The sequence below is a fragment of the Bradyrhizobium sp. HKCCYLRH2060 genome (assembly GCF_051168135.1).
In the GTDB taxonomy this organism is placed as follows: Bacteria; Pseudomonadota; Alphaproteobacteria; order Rhizobiales; family Xanthobacteraceae; genus Bradyrhizobium.
In genome coordinates, this window is record NZ_JBNPUK010000006.1 from 242,082 (window position 1) to 266,391 (window position 24,310).

General features: G+C 67.1%; 21 protein-coding genes and 1 pseudogene. 10 read left to right on the forward strand and 12 right to left on the reverse strand.

Features of this window, described 5'->3' with window-relative positions:
* Position 1 precedes the first annotated feature (1 nt).
* From ACQR10_RS15295 to ACQR10_RS15305, 3 genes are read right to left on the reverse strand one after another with little or no spacing between them, the layout of a single operon-like run.
* A complete protein-coding gene (locus tag ACQR10_RS15295) occupies positions 2-1,105 on the reverse strand; it encodes an ATP-binding protein (RefSeq protein ID WP_315800464.1) in 1,104 nt (367 codons plus the stop codon).
* 29 nt (positions 1,106-1,134) lie between these two features.
* The gene (locus ACQR10_RS15300; protein ID WP_316216723.1) at positions 1,135-2,529 is read right to left on the reverse strand and encodes a DUF5691 domain-containing protein; all 1,395 of its coding nucleotides are present in this window, start codon (positions 2,527-2,529) and stop codon (positions 1,135-1,137) included.
* Between the two features lie 2 nt (positions 2,530-2,531).
* On the reverse strand, positions 2,532-3,962 hold the full coding sequence (locus ACQR10_RS15305; RefSeq protein WP_316216722.1) for an SWIM zinc finger family protein: 1,431 nt from the start codon (positions 3,960-3,962) through the stop codon (positions 2,532-2,534).
* Positions 3,963-4,768: 806 nt separating this feature from the next.
* On the opposite strand from ACQR10_RS15305, the gene ACQR10_RS15310 reads away from it, so the two are divergent.
* A complete protein-coding gene (locus ACQR10_RS15310; protein ID WP_316216721.1) occupies positions 4,769-5,092 on the forward strand; it encodes a hypothetical protein in 324 nt (107 codons plus the stop codon).
* A gap of 112 nt (positions 5,093-5,204) precedes the next feature.
* Here the strand turns inward: ACQR10_RS15310 and ACQR10_RS15315 are convergent, their stop codons facing one another.
* On the reverse strand, positions 5,205-6,761 hold the full coding sequence (locus tag ACQR10_RS15315; RefSeq protein ID WP_316216720.1) for a glycosyltransferase family 39 protein: 1,557 nt from the start codon (positions 6,759-6,761) through the stop codon (positions 5,205-5,207).
* Positions 6,762-7,194: 433 nt separating this feature from the next.
* On the opposite strand from ACQR10_RS15315, the gene ACQR10_RS15320 reads away from it, so the two are divergent.
* Complete coding sequence (locus ACQR10_RS15320) at positions 7,195-7,866, forward strand: response regulator transcription factor (protein ID WP_315800459.1); 672 nt, start codon at positions 7,195-7,197, stop codon at positions 7,864-7,866.
* Between the two features lie 5 nt (positions 7,867-7,871).
* Complete coding sequence (locus ACQR10_RS15325; protein WP_316216719.1) at positions 7,872-9,311, forward strand: sensor histidine kinase; 1,440 nt, start codon at positions 7,872-7,874, stop codon at positions 9,309-9,311.
* Between the two features lie 31 nt (positions 9,312-9,342).
* On the opposite strand, the gene ACQR10_RS15330 is transcribed toward ACQR10_RS15325, so the two are convergent.
* Together ACQR10_RS15330 and ACQR10_RS15335 are read right to left on the reverse strand one after the other, a co-directional pair.
* Positions 9,343-10,506: a TAXI family TRAP transporter solute-binding subunit gene (locus ACQR10_RS15330; protein WP_316216718.1), complete on the reverse strand. Its 1,164-nt coding sequence runs from the start codon at positions 10,504-10,506 to the stop codon at positions 9,343-9,345.
* Between the two features lie 274 nt (positions 10,507-10,780).
* The gene (locus ACQR10_RS15335; protein ID WP_316216874.1) at positions 10,781-11,731 is read right to left on the reverse strand and encodes an aldo/keto reductase; all 951 of its coding nucleotides are present in this window, start codon (positions 11,729-11,731) and stop codon (positions 10,781-10,783) included.
* 249 nt (positions 11,732-11,980) lie between these two features.
* Between ACQR10_RS15335 and ACQR10_RS15340 the strand changes: the two genes are divergently transcribed.
* Positions 11,981-13,225, forward strand: a complete 1,245-nt coding sequence (locus ACQR10_RS15340; RefSeq protein WP_316216717.1) for an NF038122 family metalloprotease — start codon at positions 11,981-11,983, stop codon at positions 13,223-13,225.
* A 60-nt stretch (positions 13,226-13,285) separates the two neighbouring features.
* Here ACQR10_RS15340 and ACQR10_RS15345 read toward each other — a convergent pair whose 3' ends face one another.
* Positions 13,286-14,473, reverse strand: coding sequence for a TCR/Tet family MFS transporter (locus tag ACQR10_RS15345; protein WP_316216716.1), 1,188 nt, complete (start codon positions 14,471-14,473; stop codon positions 13,286-13,288).
* Here ACQR10_RS15345 and ACQR10_RS15350 point away from each other — a divergent pair.
* From ACQR10_RS15350 to ACQR10_RS15360, 3 genes and pseudogenes are all read left to right on the forward strand, one after another.
* Positions 14,451-14,735 (forward strand): hypothetical protein, encoded by a 285-nt coding sequence (locus tag ACQR10_RS15350; RefSeq protein ID WP_315800454.1) that lies wholly within the window; start codon positions 14,451-14,453, stop codon positions 14,733-14,735. The genes ACQR10_RS15345 and ACQR10_RS15350 overlap by 23 nt on opposite strands.
* Positions 14,736-14,801: 66 nt before the next feature.
* Positions 14,802-15,079: pseudogene (locus ACQR10_RS15355) on the forward strand (type II toxin-antitoxin system RelE/ParE family toxin); the annotation flags it as partial.
* A gap of 16 nt (positions 15,080-15,095) precedes the next feature.
* Positions 15,096-15,401 (forward strand): HigA family addiction module antitoxin, encoded by a 306-nt coding sequence (locus ACQR10_RS15360; RefSeq protein ID WP_316216715.1) that lies wholly within the window; start codon positions 15,096-15,098, stop codon positions 15,399-15,401.
* A gap of 78 nt (positions 15,402-15,479) precedes the next feature.
* Here the strand turns inward: ACQR10_RS15360 and ACQR10_RS15365 are convergent, their stop codons facing one another.
* The gene (locus ACQR10_RS15365) at positions 15,480-17,546 is read right to left on the reverse strand and encodes an acyltransferase family protein (protein ID WP_316216714.1); all 2,067 of its coding nucleotides are present in this window, start codon (positions 17,544-17,546) and stop codon (positions 15,480-15,482) included.
* Positions 17,547-17,838: 292 nt separating this feature from the next.
* Here ACQR10_RS15365 and ACQR10_RS15370 point away from each other — a divergent pair, with 292 nt between their 5' ends.
* On the forward strand, positions 17,839-18,273 hold the full coding sequence (locus tag ACQR10_RS15370) for a hypothetical protein (protein WP_316216713.1): 435 nt from the start codon (positions 17,839-17,841) through the stop codon (positions 18,271-18,273).
* A 308-nt stretch (positions 18,274-18,581) separates the two neighbouring features.
* Here ACQR10_RS15370 and ACQR10_RS15375 read toward each other — a convergent pair whose 3' ends face one another.
* From ACQR10_RS15375 to ACQR10_RS15390, 4 genes are all read right to left on the reverse strand, one after another.
* Positions 18,582-18,869, reverse strand: a complete 288-nt coding sequence (locus ACQR10_RS15375) for a type II toxin-antitoxin system RelE/ParE family toxin (protein WP_316216712.1) — start codon at positions 18,867-18,869, stop codon at positions 18,582-18,584.
* Positions 18,866-19,156 carry a CopG family ribbon-helix-helix protein gene (locus ACQR10_RS15380; protein ID WP_316216711.1) on the reverse strand — a complete coding sequence of 97 codons (291 nt, stop codon included), beginning with the start codon at positions 19,154-19,156 and terminating at the stop codon, positions 18,866-18,868. The genes ACQR10_RS15375 and ACQR10_RS15380 overlap by 4 nt, the downstream gene beginning before the upstream one ends.
* A 931-nt stretch (positions 19,157-20,087) precedes the next feature.
* On the reverse strand, positions 20,088-22,112 hold the full coding sequence (locus ACQR10_RS15385; RefSeq protein WP_316216710.1) for a YgiQ family radical SAM protein: 2,025 nt from the start codon (positions 22,110-22,112) through the stop codon (positions 20,088-20,090).
* 117 nt (positions 22,113-22,229) lie between these two features.
* Entirely contained in the window at positions 22,230-22,916 is a 687-nt protein-coding gene (locus tag ACQR10_RS15390) for a hypothetical protein (RefSeq protein ID WP_315805265.1), read from the reverse strand.
* A 106-nt stretch (positions 22,917-23,022) separates the two neighbouring features.
* Here ACQR10_RS15390 and ACQR10_RS15395 point away from each other — a divergent pair, with 106 nt between their 5' ends.
* Both ACQR10_RS15395 and ACQR10_RS15400 read left to right on the forward strand, forming a co-directional pair.
* Complete coding sequence (locus ACQR10_RS15395; RefSeq protein ID WP_315805264.1) at positions 23,023-23,715, forward strand: HAD family hydrolase; 693 nt, start codon at positions 23,023-23,025, stop codon at positions 23,713-23,715.
* Between the two features lie 121 nt (positions 23,716-23,836).
* Entirely contained in the window at positions 23,837-24,295 is a 459-nt protein-coding gene (locus ACQR10_RS15400; protein ID WP_316216709.1) for a hypothetical protein, read from the forward strand.
* Positions 24,296-24,310: the final 15 nt, after the last annotated feature.

A 24,310-nucleotide genomic window follows, 5' to 3' on the forward strand; every position in this document is an offset into this window, starting at 1 on the left:
GTCACATCACTTCGCGGATCGCGCCGTAGAGATCGGCCCATGGCTTGCGCTCCCGCACCACGGTTTCAAGATATTCCTGCAGCACGACCTTGTCCTGCACCGGATCCTTGACGATGGCGCCGACGAGGTTCGCTGCCATGCTCTGCGCGTCGATCACGCCGGAGCCGAAATGGCCGGCCTCCGCCCAGGCGCCGATCGTCACCGCGATGGCCTCCGCCGTCGACAGCGAGCCGGACGGCGACTTCAGCTTGAGCCGGCCGTCGAGCGTCTGGCCGTCCCGCAGCTCGCGGAACACCGTGACGATGCGCATGATCTCCTGGTCGGCGGGCGCGATCTTCGGCAGCTCCAGCCCGCCGCCGATCTCGCCCACGCGCTTGGTGACGATTTTGACCTCTTCATCCAGGTCGGCGGGCAGCGGCAGCACCACGACATTGAAGCGCCGCTTCAGCGCCGAGGACAATTCATTGACGCCCTTGTCGCGCGCATTCGCCGTCGCGATCATGTTGAAGCCGCGCCGGGCGTGCACGGCGTCGTTGATCTCCGCGATCGGCATCAGCTTCTCCGACAGCACCGTGATCAGCGTGTCCTGCACGTCCGACGGCATGCGCGTCAGCTCCTCGAAGCGCACGATCCGTCCCGCCTCCATCGCGCGCATCAGGGGCGTCGCCACCATGGCTTCGCGCGACGGGCCCTTGGCGAGCAGCAACGCGTAGTTCCAGCCGTAGCGGATCTGGTTCTCGTCGGTGCCGGCCGTGCATTGCACGATCAGCTCGGACGAGCCGGAGATCGCGGCGGCGAGATGCTCGGAGACCCACGATTTCGCGGTGCCGGGCACGCCCAGGATCAGCAGCGCGCGATCGGTCGCGAGCGTCGCCACGGCGGTCTCGATCAGCCGGCGGTTGCCGATATATTTCGGCGTGATCTCGACCCCCGATTTGGTGCGGCCGCCCATCAGATATGTCACGACCGCCTGCGGCGACAGCCGCCACTGCGCCGGCCGCGCCCGCGTGTCCTCTTGCGCCAGCGCCTCGAGCTCGTGGGCATGCAATGCTTCCGCGGAGCGGCGCAACTGGCCGTCGGTCGGGCTCGCATCGGCATTTGTCATGGGTGTGCTCCGGACATTTTGATTGCGCGTTACGTCGGCAACGCGAGAACGAGGTCGGCGAAATCCTTGGCCGCCCGCGCGGTGGCGGGGGACAGCGGGGTGAGCGTGGCGATGAAGGCGGGCATCGTCGCGCGCGGCATCAGCGCAGCCATCAGCACCAGCCGGCCGTCGTCCTTCTGCGCGGCCGGCGTCGTCGCGTCGGCGAGGTCCTGGATCGCCTTCTGCCAGACCGGCGACACAAGCACGCGTTCGGCAACCTGCGCTGCGAGCGGCTGGCGGGCCTTCGCCGCGAGCGACATCAGCGCATATCCGTGCAGCGCGTCACCGCCGCAGAGGCGCGCGCCGATGATGCGCAGCACGGTGTCGTCGTCGCCCTCGGCGGCGGCGGCATCCATCAACAGCATGAGCACGCGATGCTCGGATGGCGGCAGCGCCGCGATCAGCGCCTCGGGCGACACGCCGACCGCCGCGGCGAGAGCGGTCAGTTGCAGTCCGCCGAACAGCCGCTCGCGCAACGCCTCGGCCTCCTGCCATTTCAGGCCGTCGGCCGGCAGCTTGAAGGTCACTGTCGATGCCGAGCCGAGGCCGATCTTGGCGAGGAACGAGCCCGCGCGCTGGAAGCATCCCGCGGCTTGGGTGAGTCGGGTGCCGCGCTCGGCGCGTTCGGCGATGCGCGTGAGGAGCTGTGCGGCGATCTGCTTGATGCTGTCGGCGCGATCGGCGCTCAGGCTCTCCAGAAACGGCTGGTCATCGGGGCCGAGGCCGACCATCAGCGCATCGAGCAGCGCAGCGCGGACCGGCGCGGGCTCGCTCTTCCACACCGATTCGATCAGCGCGCGGCCGTCGGCGGGATTGTTGCGGCGCTGCTCCGCGACGAAGGCGCGCCGCTGCGCCTTCGGGAAGGTGGTCCAGTTCTCCAGGGTGATGCGTTCGAAGAACAGGCCCTTCGTCGCGTCGTCATCGGCGTCGGAGGCGATCAGCGCCAGATAGGCGCGCTCGGCGAGGCCCTGGTCCTCGGCGTTGGCCTTGATGTGCGGCACGAGATCCGGCAGATCGAACGGATGCGGCCGGCAGCCCGCGGCCTGGATCCGGCGCAGCGCGAGCGGCAACGCGCTCGGCGCGAGCGACTTCTCGACGCTGCGCGTCAAGGCCTTGAGCGCGCGCCGCGCCGGTTCGGGCAGGATGGGCCGCGCGTCCTGGTGCAGCCGCAGGGCGGCATCCGCCAGGGGATCGGCGACAGGCGCCGTCGCGCCGGCAAAGCGCTGCCATTGCGCCGCCAGCGCCAGCAGCGGCAGCGCCGGCTCGCGTCCTTGCGGCAACAGCTCGGCGATCGCAGGCGGGGTCGTCAAGGGCTGCCGCGCCAGGCCAAGCAGGAAGGATTGGCGCAGGCGGGCATGGCTCTGGGGATCGATTGCGCTCGCCATCGTCAGCCCTCTTGATGCCAGCGGCCGAGCGCCGTTTCGGCGGCGAGCACCTGCGCAACGCGGCCGTCCCACAGACACAGCAGCGACAGGTCGTCGAGGCCGAGCAGCGGGGTCAGCTGGTCGAACTGGCTGCGTTCCACCGCGATCGCATCTCCGGCCTTGTCGGTGATGGCGAGCGCGCCCTTGCCGGCGGTGTGGAGCGTGACGCCCGCAAGCAGCAGCGGCCAGCGATCGAGCCACGGCAGGGCGGCGAGCCGCGCGGTGTAGTCCTGCAGCGCTGGTGCGAGCCCCGGCAGCGGCCGCGGCCAGGTCGCGGTCGCCGCCGTCTTGCGGCTCGCCAGCAGCCCGCGCAACGGCGCGGCGGACGGATAGAACACGACCTCGCCGTCGATGGTCTCCCCGGGCGCGAACGGAAATCCGGCGCCGCCGCCGGACACCGGCACGAAATCGACCAGCACCGCGGCGCGCGGCTGGCTGAGGTCATCGCCAGTGTTGACGAGCCATGTCTCGAGCCTGCGCAGCTTGTCCGGCTGCACCTCGGACAGGTTGGCGGCGACGATCCACACGCTGCTTGCGCGCGGCGCCGCGGCATCCGCCAGCAGCTCCTCGCGGCGCAGCGACCAGCCGACCGCGCGTCGGACATCCTCGCGCAGCGGCGCCGGCAGTCGGTCCTGATGCCGGTAGGCCGAGGCGATCAGGGTCATCGCGCCGAGTTGCTCGATGGCGAGATCGGCGCGGCGCTCCTCGCCGACACGAAACAGTTCGGACGAGAGCTGATCGAGCCGCGCAGCGAGGCCGCCGGCCTTGGCATCGACCAGCCGTGTCGACAGCGTGCGCGTGGCGGATGCGGCGCGGGTGGCGAAATCGGCAAGGCCCTGGTTGAGCTGATCAGCGATCCAGCGCTCCAGCTCGTCGAGCCCGGCGAGGATCGCGGCCTCGCGCTCGGCCCGGATGCGCTCGCGCTGGGCCTCGGCGCGCGCGGCAGCCTTTGGATCGGCGGGAGCAATCGTCGCGGTCTCTGCCAGCGCAGCATCGAGCGAAGGCGGCGCGCCCGCATCATCGCCCTCCGGCTTCGGCTTGCCCGGCGCGCGGCCGCTCGAGCCGCGCCGCCGCGCGCTCCAGTCGTCGACCCATTGCGGCGGGCTGGTGGTCTCGAACCGCTCCGGCTTGTCGACCCGCAGCCACAGCACCGCCAGCACATGCTTGCAGGGAAACTTGCGGCTGGGGCAGGTGCATTTGTAGCCGCTGCCTTCGGCTGCCGTGACCACGCGATACGGTGTCGCGCCGGAGCCCTGGCATTCGCCCCACAGCACCTCGGCATCGCTGCTCGCGGCCAGCACCGGCCAGTTGGCGGGCTTCACCAGCTTCAGCGCTGCGGCGAGTGAGGCCTGATCAGGCGCGAGCCCTTCGATTCGTTCGCGTGTCAGTGACACCCACTCTCCCAACCGGCTGATCGCGCGATGCCGCACTCCCTAGCAGATGGTTGTGGAGCCGCACAACAATTCGAGCGCGCCGCCCGCCGATTTCCTTTCGCGTCGCACGGAACTGGGCGAACTGTGCAACGCTCGGCTTGTCACGCGCACGTCGGCGGAATTGCGCAATTTCCTGGGCGCGCATGCGGCGGACGTCGATGCTTCCGACGCTGTAGCTCAAACGGAACGACATCGCCGCTGCGCAGGCGAAACAGTTGGCGTGTGGAGGGCAGTAGCGCGCTGCCTGGCTCGTCGTCGTCCATCACGTCGAAGCCGGCTGTTCAAACGCGCGGGAATTGTTCCCGGTCATGCACCGAAGAGATGCCCGGATCGTCTGCGTCGGACTGTAATCCTGCGGTAAGGCGCGTGACGCTAACTTCGAAGCGTCCTTACGGCCGACGTCACATCGGTTTCGCCATCGACAGCGTGTCATGATGAGCCAATGCTCGCCGTCCCTCGATGTGGTGCTCGATCGGAAAGACATTGGAGCGGCGTCGCAGCCCTGAAGCCCGATCTGATCAGGTCGGCTCCGTCCCACCTGCGGCGCCTTCCATCATGAGCTGGTGCCGCATGGCTTCGAACGTCGTCGGAATCCAGTGAGTGGGCCGTTCGGTTTGTGTCCCAGCCCCACACGTCCGAACGGCCTGCCATGATGGACCTCGCGTGGGGTTCGCGCTCACACGCGCGCTGTCCGTCCGTAATGATGCTGTAAGTCGCCGCTGCCAGTCTCCCGCAACGACGGCTGAGCCGATCGCAAGGAGAACCCAATGAAACGAATTTGCGCGCTCATGGTCGTAGCCTCGACCATCGCTGGTACGATCGCCACGCCGGCCCACGCCGGCGGGAATCGCGGAGCGGCGGTGGCCGCCGGCGTCGTCGGCGGTCTGGCGATCGGAGCCCTGATCGGGTCTGCGGCAACCGCCCGTTCCGCGCCCACCTATGTCGACAGCTACGAGGACTATCCACCGCCGCGGGTCGTCTATCGTCGTCACCGCGTCTATGAGTATGATGCGGACGACGGCAACTATGGCGACGGCTATCTGTCCGGCTATCGGGACGGCTATTCCGACGGCTCCTGGGACAACGACTGAGACGGCCGCCCGAGCATGCGACGATGCAAGGCCCCGCGGATGCGGGGCCTTGCTCTTTGTCTGTATGCTCGGAACCGCCGACGATGTTGCCGCGTCCCGCGTTGCCTCAGCCCTATGGGTCGCTCGGCCGTGTCACCAGGAAGGCCACCACCGTCCGTGTGCACCCTGTCCAGCCGAGCAGCCGCGCCTGCACCGTGAACTCACGCCTGACGTAGTTGCCGGATCGGGCGGCCGCCGCTTCCGCCGCGCTGATACAATCCGCCTGGTCGCGGAAGCACAGCGAAATCCAGCCTTCGCTGCCAGAGTCCACGCCGGCCCTGTGGGTTGAGATGGGCAGACCGTAAGCGGGATGATCGGCGCTGTAGAAGGCGGTCGCGAGCGCAAGGCTCTCGGTGCCGCCGACATGCGCGAGCGGTGTCCCCGTCAGCTCCCGCCATAGCCGCGTCGCTTCCTGCGCGGACTGCTGGTAGAAGGTGCGGCCTTCCTCATAGCCGTGCCGGTTGCGGTAGAAGGCGTGCAGCGGCGCCGCCACGATCGCGGCCAGGACGGCGATTCCGGCCGTCAGCACCGCGATGTTGACGGTGTGGAAGCGGGCGATCGGATAGCTAGCGCCGCCGACGATCACCACGACGAACAGGAACAGTCCCTGCAGCGCCCATAGCGACGGCAGGTCGGTGCCCATGAGCAGCGCGTTGATGACGGGCAGGGCGACGGTGCCGATGGCGATGTACGACAACAGCCGGAGGCCGTCGTTCAGCGTCGTCATCTCCGTGGTGAAGGACCTGATCCTGGCGCCGGCGACGATCAGCCAGGTCATGGCGGGCACGGCCATCGCGGCCGCGAGCCCCAAGATGAAGAACAGCGCATCGCGCGACGATGTCGCCAGAGTGGAGCGCGTGTGCATCAGCGCATGCTGGATGGGCGCGGCGCCATGCCCGGCCAGCCAGTCGAGATGCATCGACAGCGCGGCGAGGCCGACGACCGTGGAGATCAACGGCGATGCCGAGGTGAAGTAGGCGCGCCGCTGCGGATGCGCCATGGCGGCGAAGAAAAAACTCATCACCAGGAAGATCGAGTAGTACTTGCCGAGCACGGCGAGTGCGGTCGTCAGGCCCGCGGCGGCAGCCCAGGGCATCGTCCGCGTTTCGAACGCACGCAGGAAGCAGTAGGTGGCGAGCGGCCACGTCGCCAGTTGCACCGAGTTGGCGTTGAAGCGCTGCGCGTGAAACTGATAGGCCGGCGTCAGCATCAGCAGCAGCAGCACGATCACCCGCTTGTCGCCGCCGACGAAGCGGCGCGAGACGAGATCGACGAACCACAGCGCCAGCGCCGCATTGGTCATCGCCATCAGGTGGAACGACCAGTCGGAAAGAGGGAAGACGGCGGTCCAGGCGCCGGCGATCCAGCCCATCAGCGGCGGATGCTTGTCGTAGCCCCAGGCGAACTGCCGTCCGAATGTCCAGGTCTCGATGACATCGGGATGCAGGCCGGCGCCGGCATAGGCGATCGAGAGATAGGCCGTCCACACGGCCACGAAGCACGCCAGCAGCAGCGGCACGGCCCAGCCGGCCTCGATGCCGTCCAGCCAGCGCAGGAATGGACGACGCCAGGCCGCCGGATGACAGTCCGACCGTTCGGCGACGGTCGAGAACGCAAAGTCATAGAACATGTCGATGTCGATCAATGATGAGGCAACGGATGTGACGCGCGATCGACGCCCCCGGCCGATTAGGAATGGCGGATCGCCCGGTATGTCCGGTCGATCATGCGGCAGGCTTCATGCGGGCGAATCCTCGGCGCGTGTTTGAGCGCGCCAGTCTCGGCCAAGACGATTACGAAAGGCTGACGTTACCGGCCTGCCGGCTGATGGAAAATCGGATGTCCGCGGCCTGGCCCGTCATGCGACTGCAATCGCGCCGGCCGAGAAACCGTTCAGCTTGCAATCGGAGATGTCGCGACAGGCGTGCAATCGGCCTTGTCAGAACCAGTCAACTTCGATTGAGCCACGAAAAACAACGGTACCAGAACGCCGCCACGTAATCCTATTGTAATCCGTCCGTAATGATAGGAACAGCCGATTGTCGGTGATGCGGGAGGATGGCGTGCGCGTTCTGGTCGTTGAGGATGATCCCCAGCTCGGGCTCTGGCTGCGGGATGCACTCGCGACGGCGTTCGGCTCGTCGGACATCGTCACGACGCTCGACGAGGCGCGGGCGGCGATCGCGGTGCGGAATTTCGAGCTCGTGGTGATCGACCGCGGTCTTCCGGACGGCGACGGGCTGGCGCTATTGCCGGATCTGCGGCAGCAGAAGCCGAGCCCCGCGACCGTGGTGCTGACGGCGCTCGACGATCCCGCCGACATCGCACGTGCGCTCGACGAGGGCGCGGACGACTATGTCGCCAAGCCATTTGAGCCTATTGAACTGGTGGCACGGGCGCGGGCGGTGCTGCGCCGTCTATTTCTCGACCGCGGCGCGATGGTCTCGATCGCCAATCTGGGATTCGACATCGTCAACCGTGCGGTCTGCGTCGACGAGGCGCCGATCGTGGTGCCCAGGCGCGAACTTGCGATCCTCGAGGCGCTGGTTCGCCGCAGCGGGCGGGTCGTGCTGCGCGAGACGTTGGAGACCGCAGCCTACGGCTTCGAGGACGAGATCCAGTCGAACGCGATCGAAGCCCATGTGTCGCGGCTGCGGCGCCGCCTGCGCGAAGCCAATTGCAAGGCCACGATCAGGCCGGTGCGCGGCCTTGGCTATCTCCTCAGCGGCGAGTGACGCAGATGAGGTGGCAGAAGCTGAGCCGCATCCGGCGCTCGATCACGCTGCTCTCCGCGACGCTGATTGCGGTCGTCACCACCATCATGCTGATCTGCGCCGCCGCCTTGCTGATCCGCTTCGGCGGCGACGATGACGGCACGTGGGGTGCGGCCGACGTCGCCGACGCGCTGAAGGAGGCCGTGGCCCGCGATGCCGGCGGCCAGCTGATCGTCAAGCAGACGCCCCGCCTCGACACGATCATGCAGGACTTTCCGACGTTCTGGTATGTCGTCTCCGACAAGAGCGGCGAGGTGAGCTACGGGCCGATTCCGAAATGGCGGCCGCACAAGGGGCCGTCCTCGCGGGACGGCACCAGCTTTCTTGCCTATGCGATCGACGGCGAGACGAGGCGCCTGAAACGGATGACGGCGGTCCGGAATACGCCGGTCGGCGAGGTCTGGATCGAGACCGGCGGCGTCGCCTACACGTCGACGCAACTGATGACGGGCACCTTGACCGATGCGACGATCGTCGCGCTCCCGATCATCCTGGTCCTGGTCGCGACGGTGCTGGCGGCGCTGCTGTTCGTGCCGACGCTGATCGCGCGTCCGGTGCGCGCGGTCGCGCGCGCGGCCGAGATGATCGACGGCGTGCCCGACGGCCGAAGGCTGCCCGAGCGCGACGCGCCGGCCGAACTGCTGCCGCTGGTCACCGCCTTCAATCGTGCCCTGACGCGCATCGACCACGCCGCCGAGGCGCAGCGCAACTTCCTGTCCAACGCGGCCCATGAGCTGCGGACGCCGCTGACCAACGCCCGCACCATGCTGGAGGCGGTGCCGGATGCCGGCCTGCGCGCGAAGCTCGTCGGCGAGAACCAGAAGCTGTCGTCGATCGTCACCATGCTGCTGCAACTGGCGCGGATCTCGATGGAGCCGGACGAGCCGGGCGAGATCGACCTGGTCGCGCTGGCGCGGCGCGTCACCGCCGAGCACGTGCCGATGGCGCTGCAGGCCGGGCTCGAGATCGGCTTCGCCGGCTGCGATGCGCCGGTCCGGATCCGCGGCTCGGAGCCCGCGATCGCGGTCGCGCTCTCGAACCTGATCAGGAATGCGGTCGCGCATGCTGGCGCGGGCGGTCCCATCCTGGTCGAGGTCGACTCCGCTGCCCGCCTGCGCGTGATCGATTCGGGGCCCGGCCTGCAATCCGATCAGCCCGAACGCCTGCTGCAGCCGTTCGAGCGCGGCCACGCCCGCGGCGAAGGCATGGGGCTCGGGCTCTCGATCGTGTCGCAGGTCATGGCGACGCATCAGGGCGGCGTCGCGCTGCGCGAGACGCCGGGCGGCGGTACCACGGTCGAGCTCAGCTTCGCGCGCGCCGCCCCTCAGCACGGCGGCGCTGCGGATGCGGCGCTGCCGGCCGTCCGGCGCACGGCCGAGCAGGCGGGATTGCTGCCGCGCTCGTGACGCCGGGACGTCGCTTCCGGCGGTTCGACGCTCAGCGCGGCTCCCTGCTCCGCTGCCACTTCAGGAAGTCGCTGTAGAGCTTCGCGGCCTCGTCCGGCGACATCCGCGCCTGCGCCTTGCGGTCGTCGAGAAACTTGCGGAATTCGGCCGGGTTGGCATCCTGGCCCGGCGACTGCATCGCGCGGGCGCCGTCGAGCCATTCCTGCGCCGCCTTGAAGCGGATCATGCCCTGCACCGGCGCCGACAGCACGGTGTCACGCCATTTCGGATGCCGTGGCGGCGACTGCAGCACCTGGATCTTGCCGAACAGCGCGTCGACGAACCGCGCGGTGCGGCGATAGCGTTCGCTGTTCTCCGGCCAGTTGTAGACCATCAGCACGGTGGAGGCCGCGACCGCGTCGACCTTCGTGCCCGGCGGCACCAGGTTGGGATATTCCTCCGACGAGAACGTCGTCGGCAGATAGATGTCCTGCAGCACGCGGTCATACGGGACCGGCAGCAGATGCAGCCGGCCGCCCTCGTTCTTGATGCCCTTGATGATCGGCGCGTCCTTCGACACCGAGGCGATCCAGGCATCGCCCTGGCCGTCGATCAGCTTCTGCAGGCCGCCGGTCGGGTCGGTCTGCGAATCGATGTCGGCCTGGATGCCGAGCCGCCGGAAGATCGTGCGCGCCGCCGGGAGGCCGATCGAGCGCTCGGCGAATACGCGCTTGCCGTTGAGATCCGCGAGCGAGCGGATCTCGCGCCGCGCGATGATGTGAACGTCGTTGTGGAACAGCTTCGCGATGTAGCGCACGCGCTGGGCAATGTCTGGAATGTTGTATTCCGTCTTGACGAATTCCAGCGCGTCGGTGGCGACGAAGCCCATGTCGATGTTCTTCAGCATGACGATGTCGATGAGGTTCTGCGCCGAGCCCTTGCCGAGGATCGGCAGCACGCGCAGGCTTTCGCCATCATCCAGCACCGCCGCCATGTCGGAGCCCATCACCGACATCGGCCCGCCGATCGGCGCGGTGATCACGGTGACGGTGCCGGAGTTCAGCGCCTCGCGGTCCGGCAGCGTGCCCACCGGGGCGCCGGCCGGCGCGCGCTGCGGTGATTGCTGCGCCCGGGCGCTGCCGGTCGGCGCCACGAGGGATGACAGAACCGATGCAAATACGAATGCGCCAACAGCTACGCGCGCGACACGATTCACCGAACGCTTCCTCGATACATTCTAAATTAGAGGTGGACTTAGCAGTTCGATCCCGGCCGAAGTTTGGCCGCGAGGTGACGATCCGCGAAATGCTGCAAAGTCGCCCGGCCCGCTGCACGGCTGTGCTGAAAATGCGGTGCAGGAGCGTGATCGCGTGCGAGGACAGCTGTTGGCAGTGCCCTGTCCTCGATCACAGGCCGTGTTCGGTGGAGAACGACCGTCCTGCGTGCGTGTCGAAACGCCGCACGCCTGGTTGAATGATGGTCGTGTGCGCTCACGCGCTCGCCGCGTCGAGCCGCGCGACCTGGTCCGCGGTCAGCGCGAGCTGCGTCGCCGCCACGAGGGTGTCGACCTGCTCGGGCCTGGTGGCGCTGGCGATCGGCGCCGTCACCGACGGCTTGGCCAGCAGCCACGCCAGCGCGATCGAGGCCTGCTGCGCTCCGGTCTCCCTCGCGACCGAATCCAGCGCGGCGAGGATGCGCATGCCGCGCTCGTTCAAGTATTTCGGTATGCTGCGCTGGCCGCGCGGGCTCTTGCCGAAATCGGCCTCCGAGCGGTACTTGCCGGTGAGGAAGCCGGCGGCCAGCGAGAAGAAGGTGATGACGCCGACGCCGTTGTCCTCGCAGACGCGCTGCAGCGCGCCTTCGTAGGATGCGCGCTCGGCGAGGCTGTATTCCGGCTGCAGGCTCTCGTAGCGCGGCAGGTTGTTCGCCTCGGAAATATCCAGCGCGGCCTGCAGCCGCTCCGCCGAGAAGTTCGAGGCACCGATGACGCGCACCTTGCCGGCCTTGATCAGTCTGTCATACGCCGCCAGCGTCTCCTCCTGCGGCGTCGCCTCGTCGTCCTTGTGCGACTGATAGAGATCGATCACGTCGGTCTGTAGCCGGCGCAGCGAGTCCTCCACCGCGCGCGCGATGTAGTCGGCCTTGAGCCCGACCTTGCCGTCGCCCATGTCCATGCCGACCTTGGTGGCGAGGATGACGCGATCGCGATTGCCGCGCAGCTTCATCCATTTGCCGATGATGGTCTCGGACTCGCCGCCGGTGTGGCCGGGCACCCAGCGCGAATAGACGTCCGCCGTGTCGAGGAAGTTGAGCCCGGACTCCAGCACCTTGTCGAGCAGGCGGAACGAGGCCGCCTCGTCCACCGTCCAGCCGAACACGTTGCAGCCGAAGCAGAGGGGCGGAACGTCGAGGCCGGACCGGCCGAGCGGGCGCATCTTCATGGGGAGGCTCTCGATGATGATGTTGGATCGATCTGTGGCGGACGCCTGCCGCAGATTGCCGTCATTCGCCGCGCGTGACCAGCGCGGCAGGAGCATGGCGGGGCTTCCCGGCCGCATCCAAACCATGGCGCGGCTGCCGCGAAGAGGGTCCGGCCGCGTCAGACTTTTCACTCACTTGCCGATGATGGTCGCGGCTTGCGAACGCCTCGCAGCTGGAGACGCGGGGGCCGTGATCGAGGAGTCCGTCTGATGAACACGCTGACCTATGACCAGCTCGGGCTGAGCTCGGAGGGCCTGATGATGCCGGACCCGGCCGCGGCGGCGAAGACCACGACCACCAACACGGCCGCGGCCGCCTCGCCGTTCGTGCTGCCGCCCGGCGCGGTGTCGGATCCGGTGGTGCATGCCGACGGCTCCGAGACCGTCGCGGTTCACACCGGCGGTCTGACCTTCAACCTCACCTTCGACGCCGCCGCCGCGGCTGCGCCCGAAAGCTTCCGCGCCGGCGTCGAGCAGGCGGCGGCGATCCTGTCCTCGGCGATCACCGATCAGGCCACGGTGAACCTCGCGATCGATTTCGCCGGCACCGGCGGCGGCGCCGGCGCCAATGTCAGCAACGGTGTGCTCGCCAACTATACGCAGCTCCGAGCCGATCTGCAGGATCACGCGGCGGCCGGGGACACCGTGTTCGACAATCTGCCGACGACCAGGGCGGTGCAGGGCCATTCCCAGGTGTTCGTCGCCAACGCGCAGGCCAAGGTGCTCGGGCTGATCGATCCAAACAGCACGACGACGGAGGACGGCTTCGCCATCTTCAACACCGACATCCCGACTCAGTCCCTGGTCGGCGTCGCGCTGCACGAATTGTCGCATGCGCTCGGGCGCGTACCGTCGCCGGGCAATCTCGACATCTTCGACCTGTTCGATTTCACCAAGCCGGGACAGCATCTGATCAACAACAACATCGCCGCCGGCCCTCCCGCCTATTTCTCGCTCGACGGCGGCGTGACCAAGATCGCCGATTACGGCCAGATGTCCGACCCGGCCGACTTCCTCAACACCGGCATCCAGGGCGCGCGCGATCCCTTGAACGAGTTCTACAACCCCACCACGTCGCAGACGCTGTCGCCGATCGATCTCGTGGTGCTGGAGACGCTCGGCTACAACATCAAGACTCCCGACACGCAGGCGCTGCTGGCCCAGATCCCGCAGGCCGCAGGCGTCGCCGCGCCGGTGCAGACGCCGGCGCAGGCCGCCGCCATCGCCTCGGCGGTGGCGGCCGAGACCGCCGCCAGCCTGACCAAGCTCGGTGACGCCGCAGGCGCTGCGCAGGTTCTGGCGAACGCGCAGGCCGATGCGACCGCGGCCAATGAGAGTGGCAGCACCCATGCCGCCGGCCCCATGCACGAGGCCGCAGTCCACGACCCCTATGCCGGCAACTCCCACTACGACTCCATGATGGCCCTGCATCTGCACAGCATCACCGCGAACTGAGAGGCGTGCGGGCGAGCGCCGTCCCCGGGCACGGGCGGCGCAGGCGATCGCTCCGAGACGTCAGGGCACGGACGCCGGCTTGGCCGGGCGCAGGGTGACAACGACGGGAATGGCGAACGCGTAGATGGCGACGACCGACAGCCAGATCGCCCCGGGCCATTGCTCCCTGACGGCTAAGTACAGGCTCGAGAAGCCGAGCGGCGCAACGATCGAGGCGAGGCTGACGGTGGCGGCGAGCACGCCCTGGAACTGGCCCTGTAAATTCTCGTCGACCTGCCGGGTGGCGAGCGACTGCAGGGCCGGCATGCCCATGCCGCCGAGGGCGAACAGCGGCATGGCGCCAAACACCATCCAGCTCTGCCTGGCGAACGCCATGGCCGTGAGAGCCGTGCAGACACAGGTCACTCCGGTCAGGATGGCGCCGCGCTCGGTCAGCAATCTCACCGCCGGACCGGGAAGGAACATCTGGGCCAGCATCTGGCACACGCCGAAGGCGCCGAGCGACAGGCCGATCCAAAGACCGCTCCAGTGGAAGGTGTCGCCACCCCACAGCGCCCAGCAGACGCCATAGGCCTCGCCGGTCGCGCTGAACAGGAAGAAGAGGAGAACCACCGGCAGCAGGCTCTTGACGGCGAGCACCCAGCGCAATGGCCGCAGCGGGTTGAGGACCGCGATCTCGATCCTGCCAGGGTCCGGTGGTCGCGATTCCGGCAGCATCAGCAACGCCAGCAGCGCGTTGCATCCGTTCAACGCCGCCGCCGCGACGAACGGCAGCCGCAGCCAATGGTCGCCGAGCGCGCCGCCGAGCACGGGCCCGATGATGAATCCCATGCCGAACATCGCATTGAGGAGTCCGAAGCGGCGGGCTCGCTCCTCCTCGGCAGAGATGTCAGTGATGTAGGCCGTGGCCACCGAGACGTTTGCGCTGGTGACGCCGGCGATGGCGCGGCCGAGCAGGAGCATCCAGAGATCGGACGCAGCGGCCAGGAACAGGTAGTTGACGATGGCGCCGGTCAGCGAGACCAGCAGCAGCGGGCGCCGGCCGAGCCGATCGCTCAGCGAGCCCAGCACCGGCGCGCAGATGAACTGCATCGCGGCGTAGAGCGCCGTCATGACGCCGAGAAGGGACGCCACGTTGTCGGCGTGCGTCACGTCGTGCAGCAGCGACGGCAGGATCGGAAAGATCAGCCCGATGCCGGCGGCATCGAGCACGATGGTCAGATAGATGACGGCAACAGCCCTGGTCATGGCGCGCTCCGGTCCACGCGAGCCGATGGCGCAGATACGCGCGACCGCTCGCTGGAGCCTGACGATCGGTCAGGCGATTGATGTGTGGGAGACGCTGGGCCGGTCCATGCCAGAACGGCAGATGGACGGCTTGTACTCGGCCGCAGGCAACGGCCGCTTTTCGCGACAGGCGCCATCTACACGCGGCGATCGGGTAGCGCAAGCCGCTTTTTTCCGAACGCCGATCGGCGCGTTCGATGCATGGTCGAGCGCCGGTCAGTGAGCGCTCCGCCGCAGCAGGTACTAAGCGGTCGCTTGACGATGTATCATCAACTGATACATATCCGCCATGATCAGAAGCTTCCGGGGCAAATCACCGAAGCCGTGTTCAATGGCGAAAGCACGAAAGGCTTTCCGTCCGATTTGGTCAAGGCGGCTCGTCGGAAGCTGCGCTACCTCAACGCCGCGGCCGATCTCGGCGAGTTGAAATCGCCTCCCGGCAATCGCCTCGAGGCGCTCGTTGGAGATCGCCACGGACAGCATTCGATCCGCATCAACGATCAGTTCCGGGTGTGCTTCGTCTGGACGGCAGAAGGCCCCGCGGAGGTGGAAGTCGTGGACTATCACGAGAAGGGACGCTGCGATGACCAAGAAACTCAAGCCCATGCACCCCGGGGAGGTTCTGCGCGAGGAATTCCTCATTCCGCTCAAGATGTCCGCCGGTGCCCTCGCCAAAGTGTGCGGCCTGCCGCGGACACGGATCGAGCGCATTGCCAGCGAGCAGACCGGCATCACGGCCGACACCGCGCTCCGGCTCGCCAAGGCGCTCGACACGACGCCGGAGCTCTGGCTCAATCTGCAGACCGACTACGACGTCCAGATCGCGAAGCGCGATCTCGGCAAGATTCTCGATCGTATCGCGACGGTGAACAAGCCGCGGGCGGCTTGAGCGGACCGGTCGGGTGATGGCACGCAGACGTCGATGGGACTTGGGATGTCTCGTGGTCCATCCCGGCAATGCGCGTCTTCACGGCACGGCCGGCCGGTCATCGGGAGCCCCCGTCCTGCCATGCGGCTGCGCATCGCTGCGCGTGCCCGGCGGCAGGACGTCGCGTTGGATCAACGGGGTGAGCAGGTGCTCGGCGAGATAGAGGGACGCGAGGGGGCGCAGGTGCGCATTGTCGAAGCTCACGAGACCCTCGCGCCGGTTGCGATCGAGATAGATCAGGCAGCCTTCTCGATTGCAGAAGAAGTCATGAAGGCTCTGATACTCGAACGGTTCGTCGGCCCGGAGCTCGTTCCGAAACGCCTTGTCGATGCCGAGCGCATGCTGGTCCAGGTGCGTCGCGATACGTGCCGGCGTGAACTGCCAATAATGCTGCATGACCACCTTGAAGAGGAACGGCTCCCAATGCGGCGCCAGTCCGAGCACGATCACCCGTTTCACGCCGATCCGTTTGATGTCCCGGGATACTTCGCGCAGGTAATCCGTATCGAAGGAATTGTTGAATGAGATGACCACGACACCCGGAACGACCTTTTTGATCGTCGACAGCGCAAATGAGTTGGACATCTCGCAGTAATCGGTCGTCAACTTGGCCAGATCGATCGGGTGTGGACGGCACCCCGACGCATAGACCAGCAGCAGGGACGTATCGGCCGGCAGCGTCTTCCGTAAGCCGTAGAAGAGATGGGCCGAATGAGAGTCGCCCCAGAGCAGCACCGTTCTGCGGGAGTGGCTGGTGTAGCAGTCCGGGCTGATGCCGTCCCGCGGGACGCGCGTGGGAAGCGCGCTCTCGAAGTTGTAGAAGTTGCATTGGTTCTGGTTGATCTCTACCAGCTCTTCCCGGGCCGGCGACACGCCCGTGCGGAACGAATCGAAATAGGCTGCGTAGCTGTTCAGATCGCCCGGCTGAAAGGTCCAGCCGTAGGTCATGGCCAGGGCGCCGATTCCAGCGAGCGTCGCCAGGGCACCGCCGAGCAGTGGGAGCGAGCGCAAGGGCGATTGCCCGAACCGGATTGGACGTTCGAGAAATCGATAGGTGATCCAGGCCAGACCGGCGCTCAGCGCGACGACGCCGCAGCGCAGCGGCGCGGAGCCCGCCTCGCCCATCCAGGCCCGGGTCAGGACGAGCAGGGGCCAGTGCCAGAGATAGAGCGGGTAGCTGATCAGCCCGATTCCGACCAGGACAGGATGCGAAAGAATCCGGCGGGCGACCCAGCTAGACGGTCCGGCGCCGACGAGCATGCAGGTCGCTGCGACAGGCAGCAGTGCCGCCCACCCGGGAAATGGCGTATTTCTCGAAATCAGGATCAGGCTCGCCGCCAACAGAGCTATTCCCGACGCCGCGAGCCGATCGGAAACGACCGATCGATGTCCCGTGTCAGGGACGGCGCCGAGGAGCGGCCTGGTGTATGGCGACGATGCGATCGCCAGCAGACCGCCTGCAAACAGCTCCCATGCGCGCGTGAGCGGGGAGTAGAACGCCTCGGTCGGGCTCGTGCCCATGGCTCTGATGTTCAGCAGAAATGACCCGACGAGCAGCAGCCCCACGAGGTACGGCAAGGCGCGCTTCCTTGTCCGCCAGCACAGCCACAGCAGCAGCGGCCAGAGGATGTAATATTGCTCTTCGATGCCGAGCGACCACAGGTGAAGCAGCGGCTTCGTTTCCGCGGCCAGGTCGAAATAGTTGGCCTCCTTCCAGAACAGCAGGTTCGCGGCAAATCCGGCGCTCGCCGCGACCTGCTTGCCGAGCTCCTTGTATTCGTCGGTGTACAGAAGAATGCACCCGAGCAGGAGGACGGCCAAGAGAACTACGATGAGGGCAGGGAAGATGCGCTTGACACGGCGCGCGTAGAAGGTCCGAAGACGAAATGATCCGTTCGCCAGATCCGCAACGATGATCGAGGTGATCAGGAACCCGGATATGACGAAGAAGATGTCGACTCCGATGAAGCCGCCGCGAAGCACATGGGGAAAGGCGTGGAACACGACGACGGACATGACTGCGACAGCTCTCAGTCCGTCGATATCCGGCCTGTAGGCCGTGCCGACCACGGGAGCCGGTTTCGAGCCGGCCACTGGCGCGTGCATGTGCGCTCTCTCCCCCAAAAGAACGTTCGGCTTCCAATCGGCTTGGCTGCCGTCAATTGCGCGAAAATTTCTATTTCACAATTATGACGGATGGCGCAGGCCAAACGCAATCACGAATGAGCGTCGTGAGGAGGTGATCGCCAAGTCGGTCGCGAACGTCGAAGCCGTCCGCGGTGAGCCCGCGCTCATGATGCCGCGTGGCTATTGTCTGTCTCCCGCAAAACGACGTATGTGAATCCGGTGGCACGGTGATCGCTCGGGGCGATGCGATCGATGCGCAGGGGGATGGACGATGGGGATCAAGGCAGCTCTGCCTGCGGCGGCGATCGCTGTTCTGATGGCCGGTGGATGTGCGATGTCGCCGGAGGGCTTGAATTCGCGCGACGTCGCCGACAGCAGGAGCTTTTCCGAAAGCTATGAGGAGATCTACCGCCGCCTGATCGAGACCGGCAAAAGCTGTAATCCGCCCGTCCGGGTCTTTGGCAATCCGGCCAACCCGGGCGGGGGACAGATCGAAGCCGAAGGCGAGCTGCACCGCGACCGCGGCTTCGCGGAGTTTCGCCTGGTCGCAGGCAGCTATGGGGTCCGGATGAACTACTTCGTCGCGGCGCGCATCGAAAAGTCCGGCTCAGGCTCGCGCGTGACCATCAAGGTCAGCAACCCCCTGGGAGCGGGCCCCTTGAGCAGCCGCATCTACCGCTGGGCCGGTGGAGATACGAGCTGCTAGCTGGGGCGTTTTCGCCGAAATTCGCCTGCGATTGCAGCAGGCGACTCCCGGGCCGTGGACGTCGTTCATCGAAAGCTCGGACAGCTGCGTCGGCTCCAGCTTCATACGAACCGCCAAAACGGACATCTATCTGACGGGAGCAACGGCGGATGACCAGGAATTCATCGCGCGCGCCCGAATGGGTGTCGAACGGCTGGTCGACTAAGTCGAACGCTTGCGCCGGATCTTTTAAGCGACCAAGAGTGGACGCCAATGCATCATGATGAGGCTTTGCGCAAGCATTCTCCTGACCCTTGACAGAATGTGCTTCAAAGGGACTCGGGCCAACGCCGGGCGCCGTGAAGCACGCGCAGGATTTGGATTGCATCGTTGGACAGCCGGTACGGCACGATGTAGGGCGTCTTCGGAATGACGAGCTCACGCGTGCCCTGAACGCGGCCTGGCCGTCCCATTTTCGGGCGATTGGCCAACAGCGTCTCGACATTCCGAAGAATATGGAGTGCGACGCGCTGAGCTGCCGCCGGATCGTCTTGTGCGATGTAGGCCCTCAAGGCGACGAGGTCGGCGATCGCCTCAGGGGACCAGATCGGGGTCATGATCCCTTCGAGGCAGCCTTGGTCGTGCTACCGGGGACTGCCTTCTCGGTTTCCGTTCCCCAAGACGCAACCCAGTCCCTGACCTCATGATGTGGAATGCCCTCGCCACGGTCGAGCGACGAGATGGCTTGCTGGATGCTCTCCACCTGCCACTCATACACATCGAGAGAGCCGTTGATCAGATCGGCAGCGACGACGTCGCGGCTCCGGCCCGTACTTTTGGCTAACCGTTCGAGGCGCTCGTTGACGCTCGCATCGACGTGCACGGTCAAGGTGGTCGAGGGCATCACGCAGTCCTTCGGCTCAGGCAAGCATCGAATATAGGACCGACGATTGCGCTGCGCAATTGCTGGCCATGACCACTCGTTGAGCGCCGTTCTCTGCCCGACGAGCAATCCCCGTAGTCCTCTCATGCGCAAACTGCCCGTCGAGCCAGTTTGTCGCATGCTGCGCGCCTTGTGTCGTCGGGCAAATCAAGTGGATGCTCTCGGCCATCCCGTTTGCGATGAAGAGGGACGTTTCGGCCGATCGTCACGGAGCGTAGCAGCGGGGAGCGGTGGACGTGTCGGGCTCGGGGCTTTCGCGCAAGCGGGCCGGCGAATGAGCCTGGGACGTACGGTCAAGTCGCGTGGTCCTGGCCTCCCGACGCTGAGGTCAAGCCGGTCGATGAAGCGGAGACGCGTCTCGCCGGTGATGGGGGCAAACAAGCCCGGTCCCCCAGGGAGATCGCGAAGCAGCCGTTAAAACCAGCGCGCGGGGAAGGCCGGGTCGTCCGGCTGGACTCGTGGTACCTGCCGCCTGCATTTTTTTCTGCAGGCGGGCCACGGGCCTCAGTCGAGGTCCGGTCTTCCCCGCGCCCTCTCATTGTCGAGGGCGATGTCGGCAGCATCACCTGGGCGCGGATGGCGTCGCGGGAGTGCGGTGGGCTGTTCGGAAAAATCGTGGAGTGGATGTGGTGGCGGGAACGGGGGTGGATGCGTCACAGACGCCGGCGCTTCCGGTGCGCATGCGTTGGCGAGATGGCGGCAACAAATTCGGTGTCGTCCCGGGCTTGACCCGGGACCCATAACCACAGGCGGATGTGTGAGGCAGGCTGGTGCTTCAGGATGTGCCCAACACGTCTTCCTGTGGCTATGGGTCCCGGGTCAAGCCCGGGACGACAGCGGAGAACGAGGCGGGTGCGTGCCCATGCCATCAAGCTTGGCGCGCGCTCGACAACTACTTCCTGATCTTCACGCCCTTGGTCGTGAACCGCTGCGGGCGCGGCTCGGGCCGTACCGGCCGCCGCGTGACGGCAGCCTTGCCTGTTCCCGGCGGCTGATGCGCCGGCACCAGCTGATCCAGGCGGGAGCCGATCAAATCGGCGCGGCCCATGGCGCGCAGCGCGTCGCGCAGGACGGGCCAGTTGTCCGGGTCGTGATAGCGCAGGAACGCCTTGTGCAGCCTGCGCTGCTTGAGGCCCTTGATGGCCTCGACCTTGTCGCTGCCGCCATGACGGACGCCGCGCAGCGGGTTGACGCCGGTGTGGTACATCGCGGTCGCCGTCGCCATCGGCGACGGCAGGAAGGTCTGGACCTGATCGGCGCGGTAGCGGTTCTTCTTCAGCCACAGCGCGAGGTTCATCATGTCCTCATCGCTGGTGCCGGGATGGGCGGCGATGAAATACGGGATCAAATAGTACTTCTTGCCCGCCTGCGCCGCGGCGGCGTCGAACATCTGCTTGAAGCGGTGATAGGTGCCGATGCCCGGCTTCATCATCTTGTCGAGCGGGCCGCGCTCGGTATGCTCCGGCGCGATCTTCAGGTAGCCGCCGACGTGATGCGTCACGAGCTCCTTGATATAGGCCGGGCTCTCGACCGCGAGGTCGTAGCGCACGCCCGAGGCGACCATCACGCGCTTGACGCCCTTGACCTCGCGCACCTTGCGATAGAGCCGGATGAGATCGTCATGCGAGGTGTTGAGGTTCGGGCAGATCTCCGGGAAGACGCAGGACGGCCGGCGGCACGCGGCCTCGACCTTGGGGTCCTTGCAGGCCATCCGGTACATGTTGGCGGTCGGGCCGCCGATGTCGGAGATCACGCCGGTGAAGCCCGGCGTCTTGTCCCGGATGCGCTCGATCTCCTGCAGGATCGAGCCTTCCGAGCGGCTCTGGATGATGCGGCCCTCATGCTCGGTGATCGAGCAGAAGGTGCAGCCGCCGAAGCAGCCGCGCATGATCGTCACCGAGAACTTGATCATGTCCCACGCCGGGATCTTGGCATCGCCATAGGACGGATGCGGCGCGCGGGCGTAGGGCAGATCGTAGACGCTATCCATCTCCGCCATGGTCAGCGGGATCGGCGGCGGGTTGAGCCAGAGGTCGCGGTCGCCATGACGCTGCACCAGGGGACGTGCATTGCCCGGATTGCTTTCCCGGTGCAGCACGCGCGAGGCGCGCGCATAGGCCTCCTTGTCGGCCTCGACCTGCTCGCAGGACGGCAGCCGGACCACGACACAGCCCTTCTCGCGCGCCGCGCCTTCATCGGCGGAGTCGAGATCGTCGGCGTGCAGTTCGATGTAGGTCTCGGGCACTTTCCGGAACAGCGCGGTGCCGCGCACCGACTGGATGTCCTTCGGCGCTTCGCCGCTGGCGATGCGGTGCGCGACCTCGATCACGGCGCGCTCGGCATTGCCGTAGATCAGGATGTCGGCCTTGGCGTCGGCCAGCACCGAGCGGCGCACCTTGTCGGACCAGTAGTCGTAATGCGCGATGCGGCGCAGCGAGGCCTCGATGCCGCCGAGCACGACCGGCACGTCCTTGAACGCCTCGCGGCAGCGCTGCGCATAGACCAGCGTGCAGCGGTCCGGCCGCCTGCCGCCTTCGCCGTTCGGCGTGTAGGCGTCGTCGCTGCGGATGCGGCGGTCGGCGGTGTAGCGGTTGACCATGGAGTCCATGTTGCCGCCGGTGACGCCGAAGAACACGCGCGGGCGTCCCAGCGCCTTGAACGGCTCGGCCGAATGCCAGTCGGGCTGGGAGATGATGCCGACGCGAAACCCCTGGGCCTCGAGCAGCCGGCCGATGATTGCCATGCCGAAGGAGGGGTGGTCGACATAGGCGTCGCCGGTCACCAGCACGATGTCGCAGACGTCCCAGCCGAGCGCGTCCATCTCCTTGCGGCTCATCGGCAGGAACGGCGCAGGCTTGAGGTCGGCGCGGTGGCGCGGCCAGGAACTCAACGGGGGGGCGGTGAGGGCGATGTTCATCGCCCACGCATAGAGCCGCGGCGCTGCGAGTTCAACCAAAGCCCCGGTCGCAGACGAGGGCCGGTGGTCAAATTGTCCGGAATGGTTCCCGCGGCTTTGCGCGGCCGACCAGCCGTCTCAGTTGAGGTGATGCGACGCGCCGTTGCGGCGCTTGAGCCAGCCATGGCCGAAATAGGCCAGCAGCGCGGCTGCGGCGAGCATGATCCAGATCGAGGGCATCTTCGAGCGCGGGCTGCCGCCGGCCTCGCCGACCGTGACCGGCCCGGTGCCGGGCTCGGTCATCGATACCAGCCGCAGGCCGGCAGCGTCGGTCGCGCGCCGCATGTCGGCGATGGCGGAATGGGGCAGCGGGTCGGCGGCGAACGGCCGACCAGTCGCCGGCGCGGGCTCGTCGGACGCGGCGAGGTCGCCCGGCGGCGGCTCCATCGCGGATTGCGCGGCGTGGCTGCCGGCGGGCAGCTGGGCGAAGGAGTTCAGGTTCGCCGGCCGATGCGGCTTCGGCCCATGCTGCGCCATCCGGTCCGGCTTCTCGGCCTTGTCCATCTTCTTCGGCGTCATGCTCTGCGGCACCGCGACCCGCACCTGCGGCCGCGAATAGGACGCGGGCTGGGTGACGGCCAGCATGCGGTCGGACCAGGCCATATAGGCCTTGCAGAGATCGTTGCAGTATTGGCCGTTGACCATGTCGGCGGATCCGGCCTGCGCGGCGCCGGGCGCGGCAACACAGATGATCGAGACCAGCGCGGCGGCCGCTCCGAGCCTCGACGATGTCAAAACAGGCAATGCGCTCAACTGGCCGATCATCGCAATTTCCCCCGTCGCGGTTTCACGCCGTTTGAGGAATAACGACAGCCGGTCTGGTCGAGAGTTGGATCAGATCGCGTCAACATCCGGATGAGTTGAGGTCAATTTGCTGATGCGAGGCGTTATCAATAAGCGGCGGGCTTTGCTGTTCGACATCGACGGCACGCTCGCCGATACCGACGCGCTGCACCTGCAGGCCTTCAACGCGGTGTTCGGGCCGTATGGCCATGTGTTCGACCGCGCGCGGGCGGCACGCGAACTGCTCGGCCGATCCAATTTGTCGATCTCCGCCCAATTTCTGCCCGATGAGCCGCCCGAGCGGCGCGCGGCGGTCATGGCGCAGAAGGAGGAGGTGTTTCGCAGCCTCGCCGCCGGCGCGGTGCAGCCGCTGCCGGGCCTGATGGCGTTGCTCGATCGGGCCGCGGCGGCGGCGATTCCGGTGGCGGCCGTCACCAACGCGCCGCGCGCCAATGCCGAGCTGATCCTGCACGGGCTCGGGCTGATGGACCGGTTTCGCGCCGTGATCATCGGCGACGAACTGCCGCACGGCAAGCCGCACCCGCTGCCCTATCTGGAAGGCCTGCGCGCGATCGACGCCGTGCCGGAATGGTCGGTCGCCTTCGAGGATTCCCGCGCCGGCATCGCGGCGGCGACGGCGGCTGGCATCGCCACCGTCGGCATGCGCACCAATCTCGCTCATGACGAGCTGATCGCGGCGGGCGCGGCGCTGACCGCGGCGGCGTTCGATGACGCCGACGTGCTCGATCTGGTGATGGCGCGGCTGGGAGAGCGACTGTGAGCGACGCCGCGGAGCTGACATGTCGCTGACATCAGGCAACAGCTTGCGGTCACCGCGCTTGCGCGATGGTCTCGACCAACGCGGCCGCTCGCTTGGCCGTCACGAGATCAAGGTGAGACGCATGCGCAAGTTGTTGATCGCGGCCGGCCCCTCGGAACAGCCGTTCCGGCTGATGTTGCAGGTCGATGACGAAGGATCAGCATCCAATCAGCGCGGCCGTCGCGGCAGTGGAGCCGGGCGAGCCAAGCGCGGCCGCGCCAAGCGTTCGGCCCGGCCGTTTCGCTGGGCGCAGCCGTCGCGCGCAATGGCCGCCATCCTTCGCGGCTTGCGGGCGACGCTGCTGGCTCTCTCTCCCGTGGAGATCCGGAACGATGTGAGCGTACGGCAGGAGGTCTTGCGGGACACGTCGCCGGTCGTGCCACGGCTTCGCGCCGTCAGCGGCTGCGGAGGAGCGCGCGAGGCCGCCGCCGTGCCGGCCGGCGCGCCCAACGCGGTCTTCTGCGCTGCGGCCACGCCGCGCCATCACGTCCGGTCGATGGAATCGCCGCGCGCCCAGCGCCGGCGGCTGCGGGCGCGCTGATCGCATCACCGCATG